Origin of the sequence: Kitasatospora sp. NBC_00374, from assembly GCF_041434935.1 — a bacterium.
Classification (GTDB): Bacteria; Actinomycetota; Actinomycetes; order Streptomycetales; family Streptomycetaceae; genus Kitasatospora.
Genome location: NZ_CP107964.1, coordinates 4,181,717 through 4,202,121 on the forward strand (window position 1 = coordinate 4,181,717; position 20,405 = coordinate 4,202,121).

The window sequence follows — 20,405 nt, forward strand, 5'->3', positions numbered from 1 at the left end:
CACCCCCATGAGAAAGGTGACCCGATGACCACCGCCCAACCCACCGCGCGCCGCCGCAGCACCGCACAGCCGGCGCCGCCGCCGGCGACGGCCGCCCCCGCCGCGCAGCCCGCGTCCCCGCAGGCCGCCATGCGCCTGCGCGAGCTGGTCTTCGGCGCGGCCTGTGCGGCGGCCGTCCGCGCGGCCGCGTCGCTGGGTGTCGCCGACGCGCTCGGCGAGCAGCCCGCGACCGTCGAGGAACTGGCCGCGGCCGTCCACGCCGAGCCCAGACCGCTGCGCCGGCTGCTGCGGGCGCTCTCCTGCTACGGCGTGTTCACCGAGACGGACGGCGACCGCTACGCCCACACCGACATGTCCCGCCAGCTGCGCCAGGACGCCCCGAACACCCTGCACCACATCGCCCTGTGGTGCACCGAGCCGTGGACCTGGCAGGCCTGGCCCCGCCTGGACGAGGCCGTCCGCACCGGCCGGAACATCTTCCCCGACCTGTTCGGCAAGGAGTTCTTCGACTACCTGCACGACGACGCGGGCGACTCGGCCCGGGTGTTCAACCAGGCCATGACCAGCTCCAGCCGCCAGTCCGCGGCCGACCTCGCGGCCTTCCTGGACCTCGACGGTGTCTCCAGCGTGGTGGACATCGGCGGCGGCCAGGGCCACGTGGTGGCCAGTCTGCTGGAGAAGCACCCGGCGCTGCACGGGACACTGCTGGACCTCCCGCAGGTCGTCGCGCACGCCGACGCCAGGCTGCAGCCGGGCGGCGCCCTCGCCGACCGCGCACGCCTCGTTCCGGGCGACTGCCGGGTCGACATCCCGGTCCGCGCGGACCTCTACATCATCAAGAACATCCTCGAGTGGGACGACGAGAGCACCCGTCGTACGCTGCGCAACGTCCTGGCCGCCGCCCGCCCGGGCGCCCGGGTGGTGGTGGTCGAGAACCTGGTCGACGACAGCCCCTCGATGCGGTTCACCACGGCGATGGACCTGATGCTGCTGCTCAACGTCGGCGGCGCCAAGCACTCCCGGGAGAGCATGCTCGCCCTGATGACGGAGGCCGGCCTGCTCGTCCAGGACGTCCGGCCGGTCAACCCCTACCTGCACGCGTTCGAGAGCATCGTGCCGTCCTGACCCGGGACACCAGCGATCCGGCCCGTCGGCTGAGCCGACGGGCCGGATCGCTGTGCGCGTGACGAGAGGTCAGCGGGCCCCGGCACCGGCGGAACGGCGGCGCAGCGCCACCGCACCGGCCGCGAGCCCGCCGCCCAGCAGGATCGAGCCGGCCACCTGCCCGGCGACGGACCCGCCGGCCGTGAGGGCGGTGCCGCCGCCGCCCGCGTGCACACCGCCCGTCGGCTTCGGCTGCGCCGCCGCCTCGCCGCCCTCGGCGGCGGCCGAAGCCTGCTTCTCCGCCCAGGCCTTCTGCCCCTCGGGCGAGGCGGCCTTGGCCTGCTTCTGCTCCCAGGTCAGCTCGGGGCGGGCGGCTTCGGAACCGTCGTCGGCCTGGGCGGCCGGGCCGGCCAGGAGCACGGTCGCGGCGAGCGCCGCCCCGGTGAGAAGGGTGCGTGCAGAACGCATGGGAATCTTCCTTTCCGTACCTTCGTGTGCGTTTGCCGATCCGGTCGGCAAGAGGGGACGCACGGAACTGCGCCTACGGCTTCCCGTAGGTGGTCGGGAACGCGCGGAACCCGCGGCGGGCCCGGCGGCCGGTAGGGCCGTGCGGGGCTCGGGGCGGGCGGCGGGCGACTGCCGGCGGAAGCGGTCGGCGCCGGTGACCGTCGCGGTCACCGGGCGCTCGACCTGCTGCCGTCGGTGGGTCGCCGGCGGTCAAAGGGGTGCTCGGGCGGGCGTCACGAGGTGCGGGCGCGCTCCCAGCGGTAGAACTCGCGGGCCATCGCGTCCTTCGGCTCCCGCCAGGTCGCGGGGTCGTAGGCCTCCACGTACGCGGTGAGCTGTCGGCTGACCTCGCGGAACTCGGGGTGGCCGGCCAGCCGGGCCACCTCGGGGCCGGGCGGCCGGTCGGCCTCGATCAGGTGCATGTAGAGGTCGCCGAACTGGAACAGGCTGCGCCCGGTGACGCCGATCAGGTGCGGCAGCTCACCGCGGTCGGAGGCCTCGAAGACCTCGGCGATGCCCTCGGCCGACTTCGGCTTCATCCTGGCGACGATCAGGGTGCGGTGCAGCTCGCTCATGCGTTGGCCACCCGCTTCTCGACCTTGTCCCTGATCAGCTCCATCTGGATCCGCGAGTTGCGGTTGATGTGGTTGGTCATGGCGGCGTCGTCGACCGGGGCGGTCGGCTTCATGGCGAAGTCCTGGATCCAGCGCATCCTGGTGCCGTCCGGCGCCTCGGCGTACTCCCAGCGGATGTCCATGAACTCGAACGGCCCGGGCTCGACGCGGCGGGCCTTGACGGCGAGGGCGGCGCGGTCCGTCTCACGCTCGGAGACCCAGCTCCAGACCGTGCCGTTCTCGTCCGGGTGCATGGTGAGCCGGAAGGTGGTGCGCTGCCCGTCCCGTTCCAGGACCTCGACGGCGGCGTACTCGCTGAACAGCTGCGGCCAGTTCTCCAGGTCGTTGGTGATCTCCCAGACCAGGTCCACCGGGGCGTTGATGAGGATCTCGTTGTCGGTGTGGCCGGGCATGTCAGGCTCCTGTCTTCACGGACGAGTTGACGGCGTCGAGGAACTGCTGCGGGGTCTTGGACATCTCGGCGCCGGGCGCGATCTGGGTGCCGTACCGGTTCTCCAGCTCGCCCACGATGCCGAGCAGGCCGAGCGAGTCGACACCGAACTCGTCGAAGGTCGCGTCGGGGTGCTCGATCGCGTCGGCGGCGACCGTGATGCCGGCCCGGGTCTTGATCAGTGCGGCGAGTTCTTCGTGCGTCAGGTGATGGTTCATCAGGGTGTTCTCCTTGTCGGGTCGGTCGGGCGGTTCCGGCCTGGGGTCACGGCCGGCGCAGCACCAGGGCCGCGTTGGAGCCCATCAGCCCCCGGCTCAGCACCAGGGCCGTGCGCAGCTCGGCCGTACGCGGGTAGCCGGTCACCAGGTCGAGGTCGTGGCAGACGTCGGTGACGTTGGGGGTGGGCGGCACCAGGCCGTGTTCCATGGCGAGCACCGCGGCGGCGGCGTCGATCAGGGGTGCGCCGCAGTAGGCCCGGCCGGTGCCGGCCTTGGGTGCGGTGACCGGGACGTGGGCGGCGTGCTCGCCGAGGGCGTCGGCGAGGGCCAGGGCCTCGGCCCGGTCGGCCTCGGGTACGCCGAGCGCGTCCGCGAAGACCACGTCGATCTCGTCGGGGGCGCAGCGCGCCTCCTCCAGTGCGCCGCGGATCGCGTGGGCGAGCCCCTCCCGGGACTCCGCCCAGCGGGACGCGCCGGTGAAGGTGGCGGCGTGGCCCGCGACGACGGCCCGGATCCGGGCGCCCCGGCCGCGGGCCGACTCCTCGTCCTCCACCACGAACATCGCGCCGCCCTCGGCGGGGACGAACCCGCGGGCGGCCGCGCTGAACGGCAGGTAGGCGAGGTCCGGGTCCGCGCCGAGGCTGAGCTCCCGGTAGCCGAGCTGGCAGACCATCGAGTACGGGGCGAGCGGCGCCTCCGCAGCCCCGACCACGACCCGGTCGGTGCCCCGCCGGATGGTCCGGACGGCGTGCGCGACGGCGTCCAGGCCGCCGGCCTCGTCACTGGCCACCACCGCGCACGGCCCCTTGAAACCGCCGCGGATGGAGATCTGGCCGGTACTGGCGGCGTAGAACCAGGCGATGGACTGATAGGGCCCGACGAAGTGCGGGCCCTGGCCCCAGAGGTTCTGCAGCTCCCGCTGGCCGAACTCGCCGCCGCCGGAGCCGGCCGCAGTCACCACGCCCACCCGGAACGGGTCGTCCGGGTCGGCGGTGAGCCGGGCGTCCTCCAGCGCGAGGTCGGCCGCGGCCATCGCGTAGTGCGTGAAGCGGTCGGTCTGGACGAGGTACCGGCCCTCGATCGCGTCCTGGGCGTCGAAGCCGTGCACCTCCCCGGCGACCCGCAGCGGCAGCCGCTCGCAGCCCTCCCTGGTGATCGGGCCGAGCACGGAGGCGCCCTCCCGGGTCGCCTTCCAGAAGTCGTCGGCGCCGACGCCGTTGGGCGCGATGACGCCGACGCCGGTGACCACGGCACGGCGGGGTGTCCGTACGGTCGTCATGCCGTCACCCCCTCGCGGCGGAGCACCACCGCGGACTGGAAGCCGCCGAAGCCGCTGCCGACCGACAGGACGTTGCGCAGCGGGATCGAGCGGGCGGTCCTCGGCACGTAGTCGAGGTCGCACTCCGGATCCGGGGTCTCGTAGTTGGCGGTCGGCGGGACCACGCCGTTGTCCAGGGCCAGGGCGCAGGCCACCAGCTCGATGGCGCCGATGGCGCCGAGCGAGTGGCCGACCATCGACTTGATCGAGCTCATCGGCGTCTCGTACGCGTGCGCGCCGAGCGAGCGCTTGACGGCGGCCGTCTCGTGCCGGTCGTTCTGCTTGGTGCCGGACCCGTGCGCGTTGACGTAGTCGATGTCGGAGCTGTTCACCCGGGCCTGGGCCAGGGCGCTGTCGATCGCCTCGGACATCTCCCGGCCCTCCTGGGTGAGTCCCGTCATGTGGTACGCGTTGCCGAACGTCGCGAAGCCGCTGACCTCGCAGTACACCCGGGCGCCCCGGCGGCGGGCGTGCTCCAGCTCCTCCAGCACCAGGACGGCGCCGCCCTCGCCGAGCACGAAGCCGTCCCGGTTGGCGTCGAACGGCCGGGAGGCGTGCGCCGGGTCGTCGTTGCGCTCGGAGGTCGCGTGGATGGCGTCGAAGCAGGCCACGGTGATCGGGGAGATGGGCGAGTCGGACGCCCCGGCGACGCAGACGTCCGCCCGCCCGTCCTGGATGGACTGGAAGGCGTACCCGATCGCGTCGAGGCCGGAGGTGCAGCCGGTCGAGACGGTCTGCACCGGGCCGTGCGCACCGGTCTGCTCCGCGACGGCGGAGGCCAGCGTGCTCGGGGCGAAGGCCCGGTGCAGGTGCGGTTCGGCCTTGCGGTGGTCCACGTCCCAGCGCGCGCCGCCGGCGCTGACCAGGGCGTAGTCGTGCTCCAGCCGGGTGGTGCCGCCGACCGCGGTACCGAGTGAGACCCCGACCCGCCAGGGGTCCTCGGCGGCGAGGTCCAGACCCGAGTCGCTCACCGCCTCGGCGGCGGCGACCAGGGCGAACTGCACGTACCGGTCGGCGCGGGCGATCTGCTCCGCGTCCAGCCCGCACGCCGCCGGGTCGAAGTCGCACTCGGCGGCGATCCGGGAGCGGAAGCCCTCCGGGTTGAAGAGGGTGATGCCGCGGGTCGCCGTCCGGCCGGCGGTGAGCAGGTCCCAGAAGGCCCGGACACCGACGCCACCGGGGGCCACGATGCCGATCCCGGTGACCGCCACCCGCCTGGTCACGAGTTCACCCGGGCGTGTTCCGGGGGGACGGCCCGAGCCGACTGCTCGACGGGCGTCTCCTCGGTGTCCACGTGGCCGAGCTCGGGCCGGGGGGCCAGCGGGCCGAGGTGGAAGACCATCCGGGCCTCGGTGTCGCCGACGTTGCGGAAGCGGTGCCGCATGTTGAGCGGGATCATCAGGCCCTGCTGCGGGCGCAGCGGGTGGGCGACCCCGTCGAGGTCGACCTCCAGCTCACCGCACACGACGTACACGAACTCCTCGGAGTACGGGTGGTAGTGCTCACCGATCCGGTCTCCCGGCTGCACGATGGCCAGGCCCATGAACCCGCTGGTGGCACCCACGGTGGTCGGTGTGAGCATCGCGCGCAGGTCACCGCCGCGGCGTCGGTTCGGCTCGGCCTCGTCGACGTGCACGATGCGTGGGAACTGCGTGGTCATGGTGCTACCTCCAAGATGACTGACGGGAAGACCCCGGAGCGGGCGGGCCGCCGCCCCGGGACGGGACGACGCGGGTTCAGACGTCCTTCGAGCGGCGGTCGGTGACCAGGTCCATCCGGCACTCGGCGAGGAACCGGCCGACCGCCGCGCCGTCGCTCAGCTCGTGCCCGTCGAGGTCGACCAGCCGGGCGAACACACCCTCGGAGCGGTCCCCGACCACGCCGAGCACCACCTCCGGCGACGTCTCCGGAGCGGCCGTCAGGTCGACGACGCGGACCACCACGTCCTCGCGCTGGAAGAGCGTCGCGGCCGCGAGCACACCGCCCGGCTCGGCCGCCGCGAGCTGGTCCTGGCCGGCCAGCAGGTCGGCCAGCGCCGCTCCGCAGCCGGTGCGGACCGGGTACAGCAGGGCGTACCGGGTGACCTTGCCGGGCACCGTGGAGCGCGCGACGTGGTGCACCGCGGGCAGCGCTGCCCGCATGAAGAAGGACCGCGCGGACTCCGGGTTGTTCAGGTCCCGGGCCTCCTCCAGGTACGGGTTGATGGCCTCCTCGACCGCCCGGACCTCGGGCTGCTGCGCCACGTGGCGCAGTGCGGCGGCCAGGTCGCCGGCGACCTCGACGGCGCGCACCACCCGGTTGCCGCGCATGAACAGCGAGGTCCGCAGGAGCCTGGTGTGGTCGTCCACCCGGGCGGCCGGCGAGCTGTAGCCCGCGAGGATCTTCGCCACGGCGCTCTCGCTGCCCGGCTTCACCTTGAAGGTGAGGGCGTGCCGGACGGTACCGTCGGTGACCGGCGCCGGGCCGTCGAAGGTCTCGTCACCCGCGGTCTCGCGCATGATGTTGTAGCGCAGCGAACGGGTGTCCCGGACACAGCCGTGCAGCGGCTTGACCATCTCGCGGTGCGCTTCGCTGTCCACCCAGGCCAGGAACGGCTTGGCGCTCTCCCACTCACTGGTGATCAGCCACTGCGAGGGGTCCTCGATGGACTGGCAGAGCTGGTCGCTGACGTGCCCGGGCACGGCGGCCACCTGGTGGCGGAGCTGCTCGTACGCGTCGAGGAAGCGCTGCTGCGTGCCGTCCATGATGTCGCAGAACAGCACCACGCGCAGCCGCGAGGCGACGAGGGCTTGGGGCCGCGATACGGGTTCGGTCAGGGTCGTCATTTTCCGATTTCTCCTTGGGAGGGCGGGCAGTGCCGGGGGCCTGGCGGTACGTGTCCGGCGCCGGTCCGGCGAGCTGACGTGGCGTCGGACCGGGCGTCCGGTGGGGAGCGGGCCGCCGGGGTGGTACGGGCCACCAGGCCTGAGGTCGATCGTGAGGCGCCGTCACGGACGGCGCGAGGGCTGGAAGCCATCCGAGCGAAAACCCGGGACATGACATCCCCTCACCGGGCGTACGGGCCTTCGCCGCCGGACTCTGTATCTGGGCTGTCCGACGCCGGCGCCCAGCCGCCGGCAGGCCCCGTATCCCGCCGCAGGTCCCGCAGAGACTGGAGTATTCGATGAAGTCAGAGGTCAGCGACCGGGTGCCGGTCCTCATCGTGGGCGGCTCCCTGGTGGGGCTGTCCGCCTCACTCTTCCTGGGCCGGCTCGGTGTCGGACACCTCCTGGTGGAGAAGCACTCGGACACCTCGCACCACCCGCGCGGACGCGGCAACAACGTCCGGACGATGGAACTGTTCCGCGCGGCCGGCGTGGAGCAGGCGATCCGCGAGGCGGCCTCGGTGCTGGCCGACAACCACGGCATCCTGCAGGCCGACACCCTCACCGGCGCGGACCAGGAGTGGCTGTTCAAGGAGATCGACCCCGGCGGCGCGCTCGCCCGGTTCAGCCCGACCGGGTGGTGCCTGTGCAGCCAGAACGACCTGGAGCCGGTCCTGCTGCGGCGGGCCCGCGAGCTCGGCGGCGACCTGCGCTTCAGCACCGAGCTGGTGGAGTTCGAACAGGACGCCGACGGGGTGAGGGCCGTCCTGCGGAGCCGGGAGACCGGCGCGCTGCGGACCGTGCACGCCGACTACCTGATCGCCGCCGACGGGCCGCGCAGCCCCGCCCGCGAGCGGCTCGGCATCGGCCAGGATGGCCCCGGCGACCTGTTCCACAACGTCAGCATCACCTTCCGCGCCAAGCGGCTCGCCGACGTGGTCGGCGACCGGCACTTCATCGCCTGCTACCTGACGAATCCTCAGGGGCCGGGCGCCCTGCTCCCGGTCGACAACCAGGAGCAGTGGGTCTTCCACGCCCCCTGGAACCCGGACAGCGGCGAGACGCTGGAGGACTTCACCGACGAGCGCTGCACGGCCCACATCCGCGCGGCCGTCGGGGTGCCGGACCTGGAGGTCGAGATCACCGGAAAGGCCCCCTGGCACGCGGCCGAACGGGTGGCCGAACGCTACCGGTCCGGGCGGGTCTTCCTGGCCGGCGACTCCGCGCACGAGATGTCCCCCACCGGCGCGTTCGGCTCCAACACCGGCATCCAGGACGCCCACAACCTGGCCTGGAAGCTGGCCGCCGTGCTCGACGGCTGGGCCGGCCCCGGCCTGCTGGAGACGTACGGCGAGGAGCGGCGGCCGGTCGCGCGGGCCACCGGTGCGCGGGCCTCCGCCCGCTCCGCCGAGCACCGGCACCCCGGCTACGACGCGGCGCCCGGCACCGGACGCCAGAAGAACGTCCTGGCCGTCGCCCTCGGCTACCGCTACCCGGTGGGCGCGGTCGTGGGCACGGATCCGCAGGCGCCGCCGGTGCCCGACGGCTTCGCCTCGACCGGCGAGCCGGGCAGCCGCGCGCCGCACCTGTGGGTGCGCCGGGCGGGCGTGCGGATCTCCACCCTCGACCTGTTCGAGGACTCGATGGTGCTGCTCACCGGCCCCGACGGCGGTGCCTGGCAGGCCGCGGCGCAGCGGCTCGCACAGCGGCACGACATGCCGCTGGCCGCCTACCGGATCGGCCACGCGCCCGAGCACGAGCTCGCCCCGGAGGCCGGGCCCGGCTGGGCCGAGGCCTACGGCACGACCGCCGACGGCGCCGTCCTGGTGCGCCCGGACGGCTTCGTGGCCTGGCGGGCGTCCGAGGCCCAGGTGGCGGCCGGCCCCTCGGCGGCGGAGTCGGTGCTGGACGAGGCGCTGCGCACGGTGCTGCGCCTCGGCGTGTGAGCGCGGGCGGGATGCGCAGCGCCTGACCGGTTCAGCGTTCGGCGCCGCCCCGGCTGCCGGCCCCGTCGGGGTCGGCAGCCTCCGCCTGTCCGCGGCGTGCCCGGCAGGCGACGGCGTCCGCGAGGGCCACCAGGAGGGCCAGGACGACGAAGCCGAGAGCCATCAGCAGGCCCAGCTGGAAGGCGCCGGGCCAGTCGGCCCGATGGGTGCCCATCCAGGAGAAGAACACCGAGCCGACGGCGGCGATGCCGACGGCGGAGCCGATCCGCTGCGCGGTCTGCAGCACACCGCTGGCGCTGCCCGACCGGGCGACCGGGACCTGGCTGAGCGTCAGCGTCTGGTTCGGCGAGACGACCAGGCCGCTGCCCACACCGGCCACCAGCAGCGGCAGCGCCGTCGCCCAGCCGACGTACCGCCCGGACCAGACGTGGACGGTGACCGCCGCGGCGGCCAGCCCCAGCACCACCAGCACCAGCCCGGCCGTCACCAGCGGCCTGCCGTACCGGTGCACCACCCGGCCGCCGATCGCCGCGGAGGCGGCCGAGCCGAGCGCGAACGGGGTGATCGCCAGGCCCGCGAGCAGCGCGCTGTAGTGCTCGCCGTTCTGCAGGTAGAGGCTGAAGACGAAGAAGATCGCGGTGAATCCGGCGAAGTAGACCAGCGAGAGCAGCACGCCCAGCGAGTACGAGCGGGCCCGGAACAGGCTCATCCGGACCACCGGCTCACGGTCGCGGCCGTAGTGGTGCTCCCAGCCGACGAAGGCCGCGAGCAGGACCACCGACGCCGGGATCAGCAGCCACTTGGCGTCGCCGTGCCACTGCTGTTCCACGAAGGGCAGCAGCAGGAGCAGGGTGCCTGCGCCCAGCAGGAGCACCCCGACGGGGTCGAAGTCACCGCGTCCGCGGGCGGGCTGCGGCGCGCCGCCCGCGGGGGGCAGGTCCGGGGAGACCGTCGGCCCGGGGAGCAGGTGATGGGCCAGGACGAGCGCGACCAGGCCGATCGGCAGGTTGACGAAGAAGACCCAGCGCCAGCCCTCCTCGGCGCCGAAGGCCTCGATCAGGATCCCGCCCAGCAGCGGGCCGACGGCGGTCGAGATGCCGATGGTGGATCCCAGCATCCCGAAGGCCCGGCCGCGGTCCGGGCCGCGGAAGAGCTGCTGGATGAACCCGGAGATCTGCGGGACCAGCAGGCCGCCCGCGACGCCCTGGGCGAACCGGGCGGTCACCAGCCAGGTCTCGTTCTGCGCGGCCCCGGCCACGGCGCTCGCCGCGGTGAACAGGGCGAGCCCGGTCATGAAGACGCCGCGTCGGCTGCGCGCGTCGCCGAGCCGCCCCGCCGGGACGAGCACCAGGCCGAAGGCCAGCGCGTACCCGGAGAGCACCCACTGCACACCGCTGTCCGAGAGCCGCAGGCCGGTCCGGACGGACGGCAGGGCGACGTTGACGATGCTGATGTCCAGCAGCGACATGAAGCCGGCCAGCAGGCAGACGAAGAGGGCCTGCCAGCGGCGGTCGTAGACCTCCGCCTCCCCGGGTCCGGCACCCGGCTGCGGGCCGGCCGGGGGGGTGCTGCCGGCTGCGTGGGGGCGCTGCCCGGCGTCGTCGGCGGAGGCGCCGGCGGGGGATGATGTGGTCACGGTGGTGCCTTTCGCGACGCGGGCTGCCGACCAGCCCTTACCGATGGGTCGCGACGCCACTGCCGATGTCCTCGATCATCATGGCGGCGCGTCGGCCGTCCCCCGTGCGCCACGCCGTAGCGGGGGCGCGACCGGGGGCGCGACCGACCGGGGTTCACCCCGTCGCGCCGCCGGAGGTCCAGGCCAGGACCGTCTGTCCCGGCTCGGCGCTGCCGCCGTCACCGCGCCCCCGTGCCGCGGCGGCGTCAGCCCTCGGGGTTGAGGTGCGGCAGCACCCGGTCGAGCCAGCGCGGTGTCCACCAGGCCCACGTGCCGAGCAGTGTCATCACGGCGGGCACCAGCAGGAGGCGGACGACGGTGGCGTCGATGAGCACGCTGACGGCCAGGCCGAGCCCGAGCATCTTGATGACGATGTTGTCGCTGACGACGAACGCCGCGAAGACCGAGAACATGATGAGCGCGGCGCAGCTGATCACGCGGGCGGTGATCTCCAGGGCGTGGGCGACGCTCGCCTTGCTGTCCGCCGTCCGGGTCCAGGCCTCGTGGACGCGGGAGAGCAGGAAGATCTCGTAGTCCATGCTCAGGCCGAAGACGATGGCGAACATCATCATCGGCACGTAACTCTCGATCGGCACCTTGCCGTTGACACCCAGGGCGGGCCCGCCCCAGCCCCATTGGAAGACCGCGACCACCACGCCGTAGGAGGCGGAGATGGACAGCAGGTTGAGGACGGCGGCCTTGAGCGCGACCAGGGGGCCGCGGAAGACCAGCAGGATGATCAGGAAGGCCAGGCCGACCACCACCGCGATGATCACCGGGAGCCGGGCGGACACGATGTCGAGGAAGTCGACCTGGCCCGCCGTACTGCCGGTCACGTAGCCCTCGGCCGGGGTGCCCGCCACGGCCTCCGGCAGGACGGTGTCCCGGAGCCGGTTGACCAGGTGGGTGGTGTTCTCGTCCTGCGGCACGGTCGAGGAGTAGACGGTGCCGAACAGGACCTCGCCGTCCGGGGTCGGCTGGAGCGGGGTGACGCTGGAGGAGCCCGGCACGCCGGTGAGCGCCTGCTGGACGGTGGCGGACTGCGCGGCGCGGTCGGCCGACGGCACGGCGGTCTGGTCGACCACCACGGTCAGCGGCCCGTTGGAGCCGGGGCCGAACGCGTCGGTCATCAGGTCGAAGGCCCGCCGGTCGGTGAACGTGATCGGGTCGGCTCCGTCGTCGATGTGCCCGAGCTGGATGGAGAACACCGGGATCGCCAGGACCGCGATCACCACCACGCCGCCGACCAGGAAGGACCAGGGCCGGAACTCGACCCGCCGTGCGTACCGGTGCCAGAAGCCCTTGGCCTCCTCCCCCGGGCCGGCCGAGGACTCGGCGACGGGGGTGCGCACCCGGAAGCGGTCGATCCGTGGGCCGATCAGGCCGAGCAGGGCTGGCAGCAGGGTGAGCGCGCCGAGCACCGCGGAGACCACGGTCACGGCGGCCGCGAGGCCGAGTTTGGTGATGAAGGTGACGCCGGAGGCCGAGAGGCCGGTGAGCGCGACGATGACCGTGCAGCCGGAGACCAGCACGGCCCGGCCACTGGTCGACACCGCGCGGCCGGCCGAGGCGATCGGGTCCATGCCGTCCATCAGGTCCTGGCGGTGACGGGTGATCAGGAAGAGGGCGTAGTCGATGCCCACCCCCAGACCGATCATGGTGGCCAGGGTCGGCGAGACGGTGGCGAAGGTGGTCAGTGCCGCCAGCAGGCCGAGGCAGGCCAGTCCGACGATCACCCCGATCAGTGCGGTGACCAGGGGCAGACCGGCCGCGATCACGCTGCCGAACCCGATCAGCAGGACCAGGATCGCGACGCCGAAGCCGATCGCCTCGCTGGTCCGGTCGTCCGCCACGGGCCGGGCCAGCTCGCCCAGCGACCCGCCGTACTCCACGTCCACGCCGGCCGCCCGCAGCGGGGCGACGGCGTCGTCGATCCCGGTCAGGTACGGATCCCCGAGGGTGCTGGGGTTGGCGTCGAAGCGGATGGTGATGAAGCCCGTCAGACCGTCGGCGGAGAGCGGGCCGGTGGGCTGGGAGGGCACCGTGAGCGGGTTCTGGACCGAGGTCACGTGCGGCAGCTGCTGCAGAGCGGCGACCACCTGACCGATCTGGCTCTGGAACGTACTGAGCGGCTGGGCGTCGTTCAGCACCACGGGCGAGCTGTAGGCGCCGACCGAGGGGTTGTGCTCCTGCAGGAGGCTCTGCCCGATGCTGGACTGCGAGCCGGGGAGGGAGAAGTCGTCCGAGTACTCGCCGCCGTGCAGCCGGTTGACCGCCTGGAGGCCGCCGAGCGCCACCAGCCAGATCACCAGGACGATCACCCAGTGGCGGGCGCACCAGGAGCCGAGGCGCCAGAGTGCGCCGGCGTCGGCGGGGGTGGTGGCGGCGCCGGCGGGGGCGGACGGACGGTGGGGCACGGGCATTCGCTCTCCCGGAGGGCTCCGGGCGGTCGCCCGTACGGTCGGCACTCAGTAATGTCGCTTTTCTGACGATACGTACCATCAGGCCGGCCGATTCCGTCGACACGCACCGCCGGACGAGTGGCCGATCGGCCGTCAGATGCCGAGGCGCTCGGCCCGGGTGGCCGCATGGTCGAGCAGCCGGTGCACGTCGGCCTGGGTGGTGCCGGCGGCGTCGTTGTACTCGTCCGGGGAGCCGACGGGCCGGCCGGTCGCGTGCAGCACCTCCATCACCTGGGTGCGGGCCCGGCGGGCGGTGTACGGCGTGCCGTAGCCGTGGGCGAGGACGGCGGCCTGGGCGCCGAGCAGGCAGACCCGGCCCTCGCAGTCCCACATCGCGCCCTGCAGCCAGCCGGCGTCGGCGAGGTAACGGGAGGTCAGCCGGAGGTGACCGGCCACCGTGACGTCGACGGGGCGGGCCGGGCGGCGGGCCAGCCGGTCCAGGAACGTCCGGCGGGGGAGGGCGTGGCCCGCGTTCCAGGGCACCGCGACGCTGCCGAGCGGGCAGACGTAGGGAGCCGGCAGGCGGGCCGGCGCCGGGAGGGAGGCCAGGTACGCCTCGACCTCGGCGACGAGGCCGCAGGCCTCGGCGGTGAGCACCGGGCGGTCGGCGCTCACCGCCGAGGCAGGGAAGGCCGAGGAGGCGGGCGAGGCGGGGGAGGTGACGGGCAGGATGGCGGGCATGCGGCGCTCCATTTGTCCGGGTTTAGCAGCATTCCTTGATAACCCGAACCCCGGCCGAGGGCGCGTCGGGCCAGGTCCGGCCGCGTGTCCGGCGGCGCCCGGCCCCCGCGGCCGACGCACTCCCCCGGCGCGAACAGCCCGCCCCCGCGCGTTCCGCTACCTGCCGCCGATCGGGTTGGATGGGGTCATGAGCGAGGAGACAAGCGCCGCACCGGCGTGGGAGCAGCGGTTCCGGGCAGCGCGGGTATCGCTGCCGGACTGGGCCGACCACGCCCCCGAACGTGCGCTGTACGTGTCGAACGCGACCGGGACCTACGAGGTGTACGCCTGGGACCGCACGACCGACCACCACCGCCGGGCGACCGACCGGCCGACCGGCACCACCGACGCCGAGCTGAGCCCGGACGGCGAGTGGGTCTGGTGGTTCGACGACACCGACGGCGACGAGCTCGGCGTCTGGCGCCGGCAGCCCTTCGCCGGCGGGCCGGACGAGGAGGCCGTCCCCGGCGTGCCCGCCGCCTACTCCACCGGTCTCGCCCTGGGCCGGGACGGCACGGTGGTGATCGGCACCTCCGGCGAGGAGGACGGCACCGAGCTGTACCTGCGCCGCCCGGGATCCGCGAAGGCCGAGGTGATCTACCGCCACGCCGAGTACGGCGGGCTCGGCGACCTCTCGTACGACAGCTCGCTGCTGGCGTTCGAGCACACCGAGCACGGCGACGCCATGCACGCCGCGATCCGGGTGATCCGGACCGCCGACGGCTCGGCCGTCGCCGAGCTGGACGAGGTGACCGGGCGGCCGGATCCGCGCGGGCTGGTCTGCCTCGGTTTCGCCCCCGCGGACGGCGACACCCGGCTGCTGCTCGCGCACCAGCGCCGCGGCCGCTGGGAGCCGGTGGTCTACGACCTCGCCACCGGGACGGAGAGCGCGCTGCCGCTCCACGACGAGCAGGGCCGGGAGTTCCCCGGCGACCTCTCGGCGCAGTGGCGGCCGGGCGCGGCGGCACTGCTGATCGAGCACGAGTACGAGGCCCGCAGCGAGCTGTTCTCGTACGAGCTCGCGACCGCGACGCTGACCCGGCTGGACACCCCGCGCGGCACCGTCGCCGGAGCGACCGCCCGGCCGGACGGCACGGTGGAGTTCCTCTGGTCCTCCGCGGCCGAGCCCTCGGTGGTCCGGTCCACCTCCGGCGCGGTGGTGCTGCGGGCACCCGGGCCGGTACCGCCCGGCTCGGTACCGGTCGAGGACGTCTGGGTGGACGGGCCGGGCGGGCGGGTGCACGCGCTGGTCCAGCGGCCGGACGGCGTGGGCCCGTTCCCGACCGTCTTCGAGGTGCACGGCGGCCCGACCCACCACGACAGCGACTCCTTCGCCGCCGGTCCGGCCGCCTGGCTGGACCACGGCTTCGCCGTCGTCCGGGTCAACTACCGCGGCTCCACCGGCTACGGCCAGGCCTGGACGGACGCGCTGCGCGAGCGGGTCGGCCTGATCGAGCTGGAGGACATCGGCGCCGTCCGGGAGTGGGCGATCGCCTCCGGCCTGGCGGACCCGGAGCGGCTGGTGCTCTCCGGCGGCTCCTGGGGCGGCTACCTGACCCTGCTGGGCCTGGGCGTACAGCCCGAGCACTGGACGCTCGGCCTGGCCGCCGTCCCGGTGGCGGACTACCTGACCGCGTACGCCGACGAGATGGAGGCGCTCAAGTCCCTGGACCGCACGCTCTTCGGCGGCACCCCGGAGGAGGTCCCGGCGCGCTGGCACGCCTCCTCGCCGCTCAGCTACGTCGACCAGGTCCGGGCGCCGGTGTACATCAGCGCCGGGGTGAACGACCCCCGGTGCCCGATCCGGCAGATCGACAACTACGTGCAGCGGCTCACCGAGCTGGACAAGGTGCACGAGGTGTACCGGTTCGACGCCGGGCACGGCTCCCTGGTCGTCGAGGAGCGGATCAAACAGCTCCGACTGGAGATCGACTTCGTCCGCCGCCACCTCGGGGAGAGCGCGTGAACCGGACCGGACGCGGCGGCGTCGCCACCACCGTGGCCGTGGTGCTCACCCTGCTGCTGACCGCCAGCGGCTGCGCCTCGGACGACGGCTACGACGACTGCTACCAGGCCCTCGCCGCACCCGCGCAGGCGCTGGACAAGAGCGGCAAGAGCGGGGGCGGGAGCAAGAGCAGCGGCAGCAAGGGCTCGAAGAGCTCCAAGAGCACCCGGACGGTGCACCACCACACCGACTCGCACAGCGACGGCGACGGCGACGGGTGCGGCAGGCCCGCACCCAGCCCGACACCGTCCAAGGTGCCGCTGCCCGTGGTGAGCCCGAGCGCGAAGCGGTAGCCCTGCGGGGCTACAGGGCCGGGTCCAGTCCGAGGGCCCGGTCCTGGACCGCCTCCGCCTCGCGGCGGACCAGGCGGTACCACATGAAGACCACGAAGCCCGCGAAGACGAACCACTCCAGGGTGTAGCCGAGGTTCTGGAAGGCCCGCAGGCTCAGCCCGTCGCCGCCCTGCGGCCGGACCGTCGGGACGGCGGTCAGGCCGGCCGGCGCCTCGTCGGCCGCCACCCAGCCGTCGTACACGGGGTAGGGCAGCGCATTGACCAGGGTGGCCGGGCTGATGGTGCCGAGCTGGCCGGCGGGCAGGCCGCCGGCCACCGCACCGCCGCTGCCGCTGGTCTCCGGCGCCTGCAGCCGGCCGGTCACGCTGACCGCGCCGCCCGGCACCTGCGGGGCGGCGCCCGGCTCGCCGGCGGCCCAGCCGCGGACCACCGCGACAGCGCGGCCGTCCGGGGTGCGCAGCGGGGTGAGGACGTAGTAGCCCTGGCGCCCGTCGACCGTGCGGTTGGGCACCAGCAGCTGGCGGGCGGCGTCGTAGTCGCCGGTGACGGTGACCGCCCGGCCGACGGTGTCGGTGCTCACCCGGGCCTGCTCGCCGTCCAGGACGGTGCCGAGCGGGACGGCCGGACCGGTGGCGGCGGCCGCGTCCGCCAGGTCGCGCTGGGTGCCGACCCGGTCCTCGAAGCGCCCGAGCTGCCAGGAGCCGAGCAGCAGGCAGACCACGATGGCGACCAGGCCGACGGCGGTGCCGCCCAGCCAGCGCGGGGTCAGGAGAAACCGGTACACACCCCCCACCGTAACCACTGCTCACCCCGGCCCCGCCGCCGGGTCCGCCGGGCCACCGTCCGGCGGAGCCGTGCTCCGGCCGCTATCCGCCCGCCGGCGCCGAGGGCTGGCCGCCGGCGCCGCCCGGCTCGGGGAGGGTCTGGTAGACCGTCCCGCCGCAGGCCCCCTTGAGCACCGTGCTCGTCACCGCGGCCGCGTCGGCCTGCGGCGCGTACGCCAGGGTGATGGCCGACTCGGGCCTGGTCGGGGTGGGGGTGGGGGTGGGCACGGGGCTGGTCGGGTCGGTCGGGCTGGGGCTCGCACCGGCCCCCGGCTGGACCGCGCCCGGTGCGGCCGAGGCGGGCTCGATCAGCCCGGCGTGCACGGCGGCGGGCACCGCCTGGCTGCTCGGGGCGGCGCCCGGCGTCGTACAGCCGGTGCCCGGCACCCAGCCGAACCGGATCCGGTACCAGGAGCCCGGTGCGAGCAGCACCTCCGGTGGCTGGGCCGGCGGGGCGGGCAGCGCGGCCGCCGCGTCGCCCGCCCGGTGCGGCACCACCTTGACGCTGCCGGGGTCGCTGCCGACGGCCGCGGTGACCGTGAGCCGGCCGTCCTCCGGCACCCGACAGCTTCCGGCGGAGGTGTTGCGCAGCGCGATCCAGCCGTACACCTTGCCGGCGGCGTCCGGTGGTTCCAGGTGGGTCTGCGGCTCGCCCAGGTCCGCCGGGGCGCACCACGGCGCCGGGGGCGGGGCGGACGGCCCGGCGGTGCCCGCGGTTGTCGGCACGCTCGGCGTCGCCGTCCCGGGGTCGGTCGGCAGGCTCACCCCGGCCGTGCCCTCGGCCGGACGGGCGGACGGCAGCGGGTGCTCACCGCCCCGGTTCGGGCCGGTCGGGGAGCTGCCCGCGTGGACCGGGGGGTGCGCGGCGTCGCCGGAGCCGTCGGTAAGGTCGAGCGGGCCGACGCCCCGGATCGCGGGCACGGCGGCGGCGGCCATCAGCACGGCGGCGGCGGCGCCCGTCCAGGTGTTGCGGTAGCGGACCCGGCGGCGCGGCACCGCGATCCTGATCCGGGACAGCGCCGCCGTGTCGGGCTCCAGATCGGCGACCGACCGGTGCAGCAGGGCCCGCAGCTCCCGCTCCAGCGGGCTGCCCTCGCCGGGCTGACCGCTCGTCGGGTCGAGGCCGCCGCGGCGGCTGTGACCGTCAGTCATCACTGGTGTCCATCACGGTCCGCAGGGCGCTCAGTCCGCGTGAGCCGTACGCCTTCACCGAGCCGACGGAGATGCCGAGCACCTCGGCCGCCTGAGCCTCGGTCAGATCCGCGTAGTAGCGCAGCACCAGTACCTCCCGCTGACGGCGTTGCAACCCCCGGAGCGCCGCCCGGAGGCGGTCGCGCTCCAGCGCATCGTAGGCGCCCTCTTCTGCACTGGCCATGTCAGGCATGGGCTTGGGCAGCAGCCGCAGGCCCAGGATCCGCCGTCGCAGCGTGGACCGCGAGAGGTTGACCACGGTCTGCCGCAGGTAGGCGAGGGTCTTCTCCGGCTCACGGACCCGGCGGCGGGCCGCGTGCACCCGGATGAAGGCCTCCTGCACCACGTCCTCGCAGGAGGACAGGTCGTCCAGCAGCAGGGCGGCCAGGCGCAGCAGTGACCGGTAGTGGGCCTGGTAGGTCTCGGTGAGCTGGTCGACGCTGGCCCCGGTCGCGTCCGATGCCGCCGAAGCAGCTGCCACGGCGCTATCGGCCGGCCGCCGGGCCGCCCCCGGCAGCGTCATCACCGGCAGTGCCGCCACGCCCACTGCCCCCATTGCATTCGCCACGCCTCTTGGACACTCGAACCCCTGTCATGGTTGCCCTGACCCCGGAGACATTCTTCCGTACCGCCGGAATCCGCCTCCAGGGTTCTGGGAAGGGATTCTGACCCATCGTCCGAAGGAGCGCCTCCCGGCGGCGGAAGCAGCAGGTGGGAGCGGTGGGCGGCCGGGCACGGCGACGGCCGGCCGCCCGAGGGCGACCGGCCGCAGACCGCTGGGTGCCGGGGCCGGGTCAGCGCCCGGTGCCGCCGTAGACGACCGCCTCGTCCGTCTCGCTGTCCAGGCCGAACGCGCTGTGCACCGCGCGGACGGCCTCCGGGACGTCCTCGGACCGGGTGACCACCGAGATCCGGATCTCCGAGGTGGAGATCAGCTCGATGTTGACGCCGGCCTCCGAGAGCGCCTCGAAGAACGTCGCGGTGACGCCCGGGTTGGAGCGCATCCCGGCGCCGACCAGGGAGAGCTTGCCGATCGCGTCGTCGTAGCGCAGCGACTCGTAGCCGATGCCCTCCTTGACCCGGGCCAGCGCGTCGATGGCCTTCTGGCCGTCGGTCTTGGGCAGGGTGAAGGAGATGTCGGTGAGGCCGGTCGACGCGGTGGAGACGTTCTGCACCACCATGTCGATGTTGACCTCGGCATCCGCGATGGCGCGGAAGATGCGGGCCGCCTCGCCCGGCTTGTCCGGTACGCCGACGACCGTGATCTTGGCCTCGGACGTGTCGTGGGCGACTCCGGAGATGATGGCCTGCTCCATCTCGCCCCCTTCGGGCTTGTTCGGGTTGGTGCCACTGACAATTGTCCCCGGCAGGCCGGAGAAGGACGAGCGTACGTGAATCGGGATGTTGTAGCGCCGCGCGTACTCCACGCAGCGGTCCAGGAGCACCTTGGAGCCGGACGAGGCCAGCTCCAGCATGTCCTCGAAGCCGATCCAGTCGATCTTGCGGGCCTTCTTCACCACCCGCGGGTCGGCGGTGAAGACGCCGTCCACGTCGGTGTAGATCTCGCAGACCTCGGCGCCCAGGGCCGCGGCCAGGGCCACCGCCGTGGTGTCCGAACCGCCCCGGCCGAGCGTGGTGATGTCCTTGCTGACCTGGGAGACACCCTGGAATCCGGCCACGATCGCGATGTTGCCCTCGTCCAGGGCGTTGCGGATCCGGCCCGGCGTCACATCGATGATCCGCGCCCGGTTGTGCGTGGAGTCGGTGATCACACCGGCCTGGCTGCCGGTGAAGGACTGGGCCTCGTGGCCCAGCGTCTTGATCGCCATGGCCAGCAGCGCCATGGAGATGCGCTCTCCAGCGGTCAGCAGCATGTCGAACTCACGGCCGGACGGAAGAGGGGTCACCTGTTCCGCGAGTTCGATGAGCTCGTCCGTCGTGTCGCCCATCGCGGACACCACGACGACGACCTCATGGCCGGCCTTCCTGGTGTCGACGATCCGACGGGCCACGCGCTTGATGCCCTCGGCATCCGCAACGGATGAGCCGCCGTACTTCTGCACGACAAGGCCCACGTGCGCTCCTCGACTTGAGTCGGTTTCGGGGGGTTGGTGGCCCCCTCAGCCCCGGGGAAACGGGGCTGTGCGGTCCGCGTCAGTCTATCGAGCGGGGCAGGCCGATCCGCCACATTCCATATGATGAGACGCTGGTAT

At 73.7% G+C, this 20,405-nt stretch carries 19 protein-coding genes; 4 read left to right on the forward strand and 15 right to left on the reverse strand.

From position 1 onward, the window contains the following. Window positions 1-24 precede the first annotated feature (24 nt). Window positions 25-1,125: a methyltransferase gene (locus OG871_RS18780; RefSeq protein WP_371498042.1), complete on the forward strand. Its 1,101-nt coding sequence runs from the start codon at window positions 25-27 to the stop codon at window positions 1,123-1,125. A gap of 69 nt (window positions 1,126-1,194) precedes the next feature. On the opposite strand, the gene OG871_RS18785 is transcribed toward OG871_RS18780, so the two are convergent. From OG871_RS18785 to OG871_RS18820, 8 genes are all read right to left on the reverse strand, one after another. Beyond that, on the reverse strand, window positions 1,195-1,572 hold the full coding sequence (locus tag OG871_RS18785) for a hypothetical protein (protein ID WP_371498044.1): 378 nt from the start codon (window positions 1,570-1,572) through the stop codon (window positions 1,195-1,197). A 272-nt stretch (window positions 1,573-1,844) separates the two neighbouring features. Further along, window positions 1,845-2,177 carry a TcmI family type II polyketide cyclase gene (locus OG871_RS18790; protein WP_371503355.1) on the reverse strand — a complete coding sequence of 111 codons (333 nt, stop codon included), beginning with the start codon at window positions 2,175-2,177 and terminating at the stop codon, window positions 1,845-1,847. A gap of 5 nt (window positions 2,178-2,182) precedes the next feature. Next, window positions 2,183-2,638, reverse strand: a complete 456-nt coding sequence (locus tag OG871_RS18795) for an SRPBCC family protein (RefSeq protein ID WP_371498046.1) — start codon at window positions 2,636-2,638, stop codon at window positions 2,183-2,185. 1 nt (window position 2,639) lies between these two features. Further along, on the reverse strand, window positions 2,640-2,894 hold the full coding sequence (locus OG871_RS18800; RefSeq protein WP_371498048.1) for an acyl carrier protein: 255 nt from the start codon (window positions 2,892-2,894) through the stop codon (window positions 2,640-2,642). Between the two features lie 46 nt (window positions 2,895-2,940). Continuing rightward, window positions 2,941-4,173 (reverse strand): ketosynthase chain-length factor, encoded by a 1,233-nt coding sequence (locus OG871_RS18805; protein ID WP_371498050.1) that lies wholly within the window; start codon window positions 4,171-4,173, stop codon window positions 2,941-2,943. After that, a complete protein-coding gene (locus OG871_RS18810; RefSeq protein ID WP_371498052.1) occupies window positions 4,170-5,435 on the reverse strand; it encodes a beta-ketoacyl synthase in 1,266 nt (421 codons plus the stop codon). Before OG871_RS18810 ends, OG871_RS18805 begins: the two co-directional genes overlap by 4 nt. Continuing rightward, entirely contained in the window at window positions 5,432-5,872 is a 441-nt protein-coding gene (locus OG871_RS18815; RefSeq protein WP_371498054.1) for a cupin domain-containing protein, read from the reverse strand. The genes OG871_RS18810 and OG871_RS18815 overlap by 4 nt, the downstream gene beginning before the upstream one ends. Window positions 5,873-5,948: 76 nt before the next feature. After that, a complete protein-coding gene (locus OG871_RS18820; protein ID WP_371498055.1) occupies window positions 5,949-7,037 on the reverse strand; it encodes a SchA/CurD-like domain-containing protein in 1,089 nt (362 codons plus the stop codon). 338 nt (window positions 7,038-7,375) lie between these two features. Between OG871_RS18820 and OG871_RS18825 the strand changes: the two genes are divergently transcribed. After that, complete coding sequence (locus OG871_RS18825; protein WP_371498056.1) at window positions 7,376-9,022, forward strand: FAD-dependent oxidoreductase; 1,647 nt, start codon at window positions 7,376-7,378, stop codon at window positions 9,020-9,022. Window positions 9,023-9,053: 31 nt separating this feature from the next. On the opposite strand, the gene OG871_RS18830 is transcribed toward OG871_RS18825, so the two are convergent. From OG871_RS18830 to OG871_RS18840, 3 genes are all read right to left on the reverse strand, one after another. Further along, entirely contained in the window at window positions 9,054-10,658 is a 1,605-nt protein-coding gene (locus OG871_RS18830) for an MFS transporter (RefSeq protein WP_371498057.1), read from the reverse strand. Window positions 10,659-10,903: 245 nt separating this feature from the next. Then, the gene (locus OG871_RS18835; RefSeq protein WP_371498058.1) at window positions 10,904-13,120 is read right to left on the reverse strand and encodes an MMPL family transporter; all 2,217 of its coding nucleotides are present in this window, start codon (window positions 13,118-13,120) and stop codon (window positions 10,904-10,906) included. A gap of 132 nt (window positions 13,121-13,252) precedes the next feature. Then, window positions 13,253-13,840: a hypothetical protein gene (locus OG871_RS18840; protein WP_371498059.1), complete on the reverse strand. Its 588-nt coding sequence runs from the start codon at window positions 13,838-13,840 to the stop codon at window positions 13,253-13,255. A gap of 187 nt (window positions 13,841-14,027) precedes the next feature. On the opposite strand from OG871_RS18840, the gene OG871_RS18845 reads away from it, so the two are divergent. After that, window positions 14,028-15,845 (forward strand): prolyl oligopeptidase family serine peptidase, encoded by a 1,818-nt coding sequence (locus OG871_RS18845; RefSeq protein WP_371498060.1) that lies wholly within the window; start codon window positions 14,028-14,030, stop codon window positions 15,843-15,845. Then, window positions 15,842-16,177: a hypothetical protein gene (locus tag OG871_RS18850; protein WP_371498061.1), complete on the forward strand. Its 336-nt coding sequence runs from the start codon at window positions 15,842-15,844 to the stop codon at window positions 16,175-16,177. The genes OG871_RS18845 and OG871_RS18850 overlap by 4 nt, the downstream gene beginning before the upstream one ends. A 10-nt stretch (window positions 16,178-16,187) precedes the next feature. Here OG871_RS18850 and OG871_RS18855 read toward each other — a convergent pair whose 3' ends face one another. The 4 genes from OG871_RS18855 to OG871_RS18870 all read right to left on the reverse strand — a co-directional run bounded on the left by OG871_RS18855 (window position 16,188) and on the right by OG871_RS18870 (window position 20,267). Beyond that, window positions 16,188-16,961 carry an SURF1 family protein gene (locus OG871_RS18855; protein ID WP_371498062.1) on the reverse strand — a complete coding sequence of 258 codons (774 nt, stop codon included), beginning with the start codon at window positions 16,959-16,961 and terminating at the stop codon, window positions 16,188-16,190. Between the two features lie 82 nt (window positions 16,962-17,043). Beyond that, the gene (locus OG871_RS18860; RefSeq protein WP_371498063.1) at window positions 17,044-18,153 is read right to left on the reverse strand and encodes a hypothetical protein; all 1,110 of its coding nucleotides are present in this window, start codon (window positions 18,151-18,153) and stop codon (window positions 17,044-17,046) included. Then, a complete protein-coding gene (locus OG871_RS18865) occupies window positions 18,146-18,715 on the reverse strand; it encodes a SigE family RNA polymerase sigma factor (protein ID WP_371503356.1) in 570 nt (189 codons plus the stop codon). Before OG871_RS18865 ends, OG871_RS18860 begins: the two co-directional genes overlap by 8 nt. 271 nt (window positions 18,716-18,986) lie before the next feature. Beyond that, a complete protein-coding gene (locus tag OG871_RS18870; RefSeq protein ID WP_371498064.1) occupies window positions 18,987-20,267 on the reverse strand; it encodes an aspartate kinase in 1,281 nt (426 codons plus the stop codon). Window positions 20,268-20,405: the final 138 nt, after the last annotated feature.

Bases quoted from the DNA above. Each gene is read 5' to 3' on its own strand.
- OG871_RS18780 (WP_371498042.1), top strand. From the start codon at position 25: ATGACCACCGCCCAACCCACCGCGCGCCGCCGCAGCACCGCACAGCCG.
- OG871_RS18785 (WP_371498044.1), bottom strand. From the start codon at position 1,572: ATGCGTTCTGCACGCACCCTTCTCACCGGGGCGGCGCTCGCCGCGACC.
- OG871_RS18795 (WP_371498046.1), bottom strand. From the start codon at position 2,638: ATGCCCGGCCACACCGACAACGAGATCCTCATCAACGCCCCGGTGGAC.
- OG871_RS18800 (WP_371498048.1), bottom strand. From the start codon at position 2,894: ATGAACCATCACCTGACGCACGAAGAACTCGCCGCACTGATCAAGACC.
- OG871_RS18805 (WP_371498050.1), bottom strand. From the start codon at position 4,173: ATGACGACCGTACGGACACCCCGCCGTGCCGTGGTCACCGGCGTCGGC.
- OG871_RS18815 (WP_371498054.1), bottom strand. From the start codon at position 5,872: ATGACCACGCAGTTCCCACGCATCGTGCACGTCGACGAGGCCGAGCCG.
- OG871_RS18820 (WP_371498055.1), bottom strand. From the start codon at position 7,037: ATGACGACCCTGACCGAACCCGTATCGCGGCCCCAAGCCCTCGTCGCC.
- OG871_RS18825 (WP_371498056.1), top strand. From the start codon at position 7,376: ATGAAGTCAGAGGTCAGCGACCGGGTGCCGGTCCTCATCGTGGGCGGC.
- OG871_RS18835 (WP_371498058.1), bottom strand. From the start codon at position 13,120: ATGCCCGTGCCCCACCGTCCGTCCGCCCCCGCCGGCGCCGCCACCACC.
- OG871_RS18840 (WP_371498059.1), bottom strand. From the start codon at position 13,840: ATGCCCGCCATCCTGCCCGTCACCTCCCCCGCCTCGCCCGCCTCCTCG.
- OG871_RS18845 (WP_371498060.1), top strand. From the start codon at position 14,028: ATGAGCGAGGAGACAAGCGCCGCACCGGCGTGGGAGCAGCGGTTCCGG.
- OG871_RS18860 (WP_371498063.1), bottom strand. From the start codon at position 18,153: ATGACTGACGGTCACAGCCGCCGCGGCGGCCTCGACCCGACGAGCGGT.
- OG871_RS18865 (WP_371503356.1), bottom strand. From the start codon at position 18,715: ATGACGCTGCCGGGGGCGGCCCGGCGGCCGGCCGATAGCGCCGTGGCA.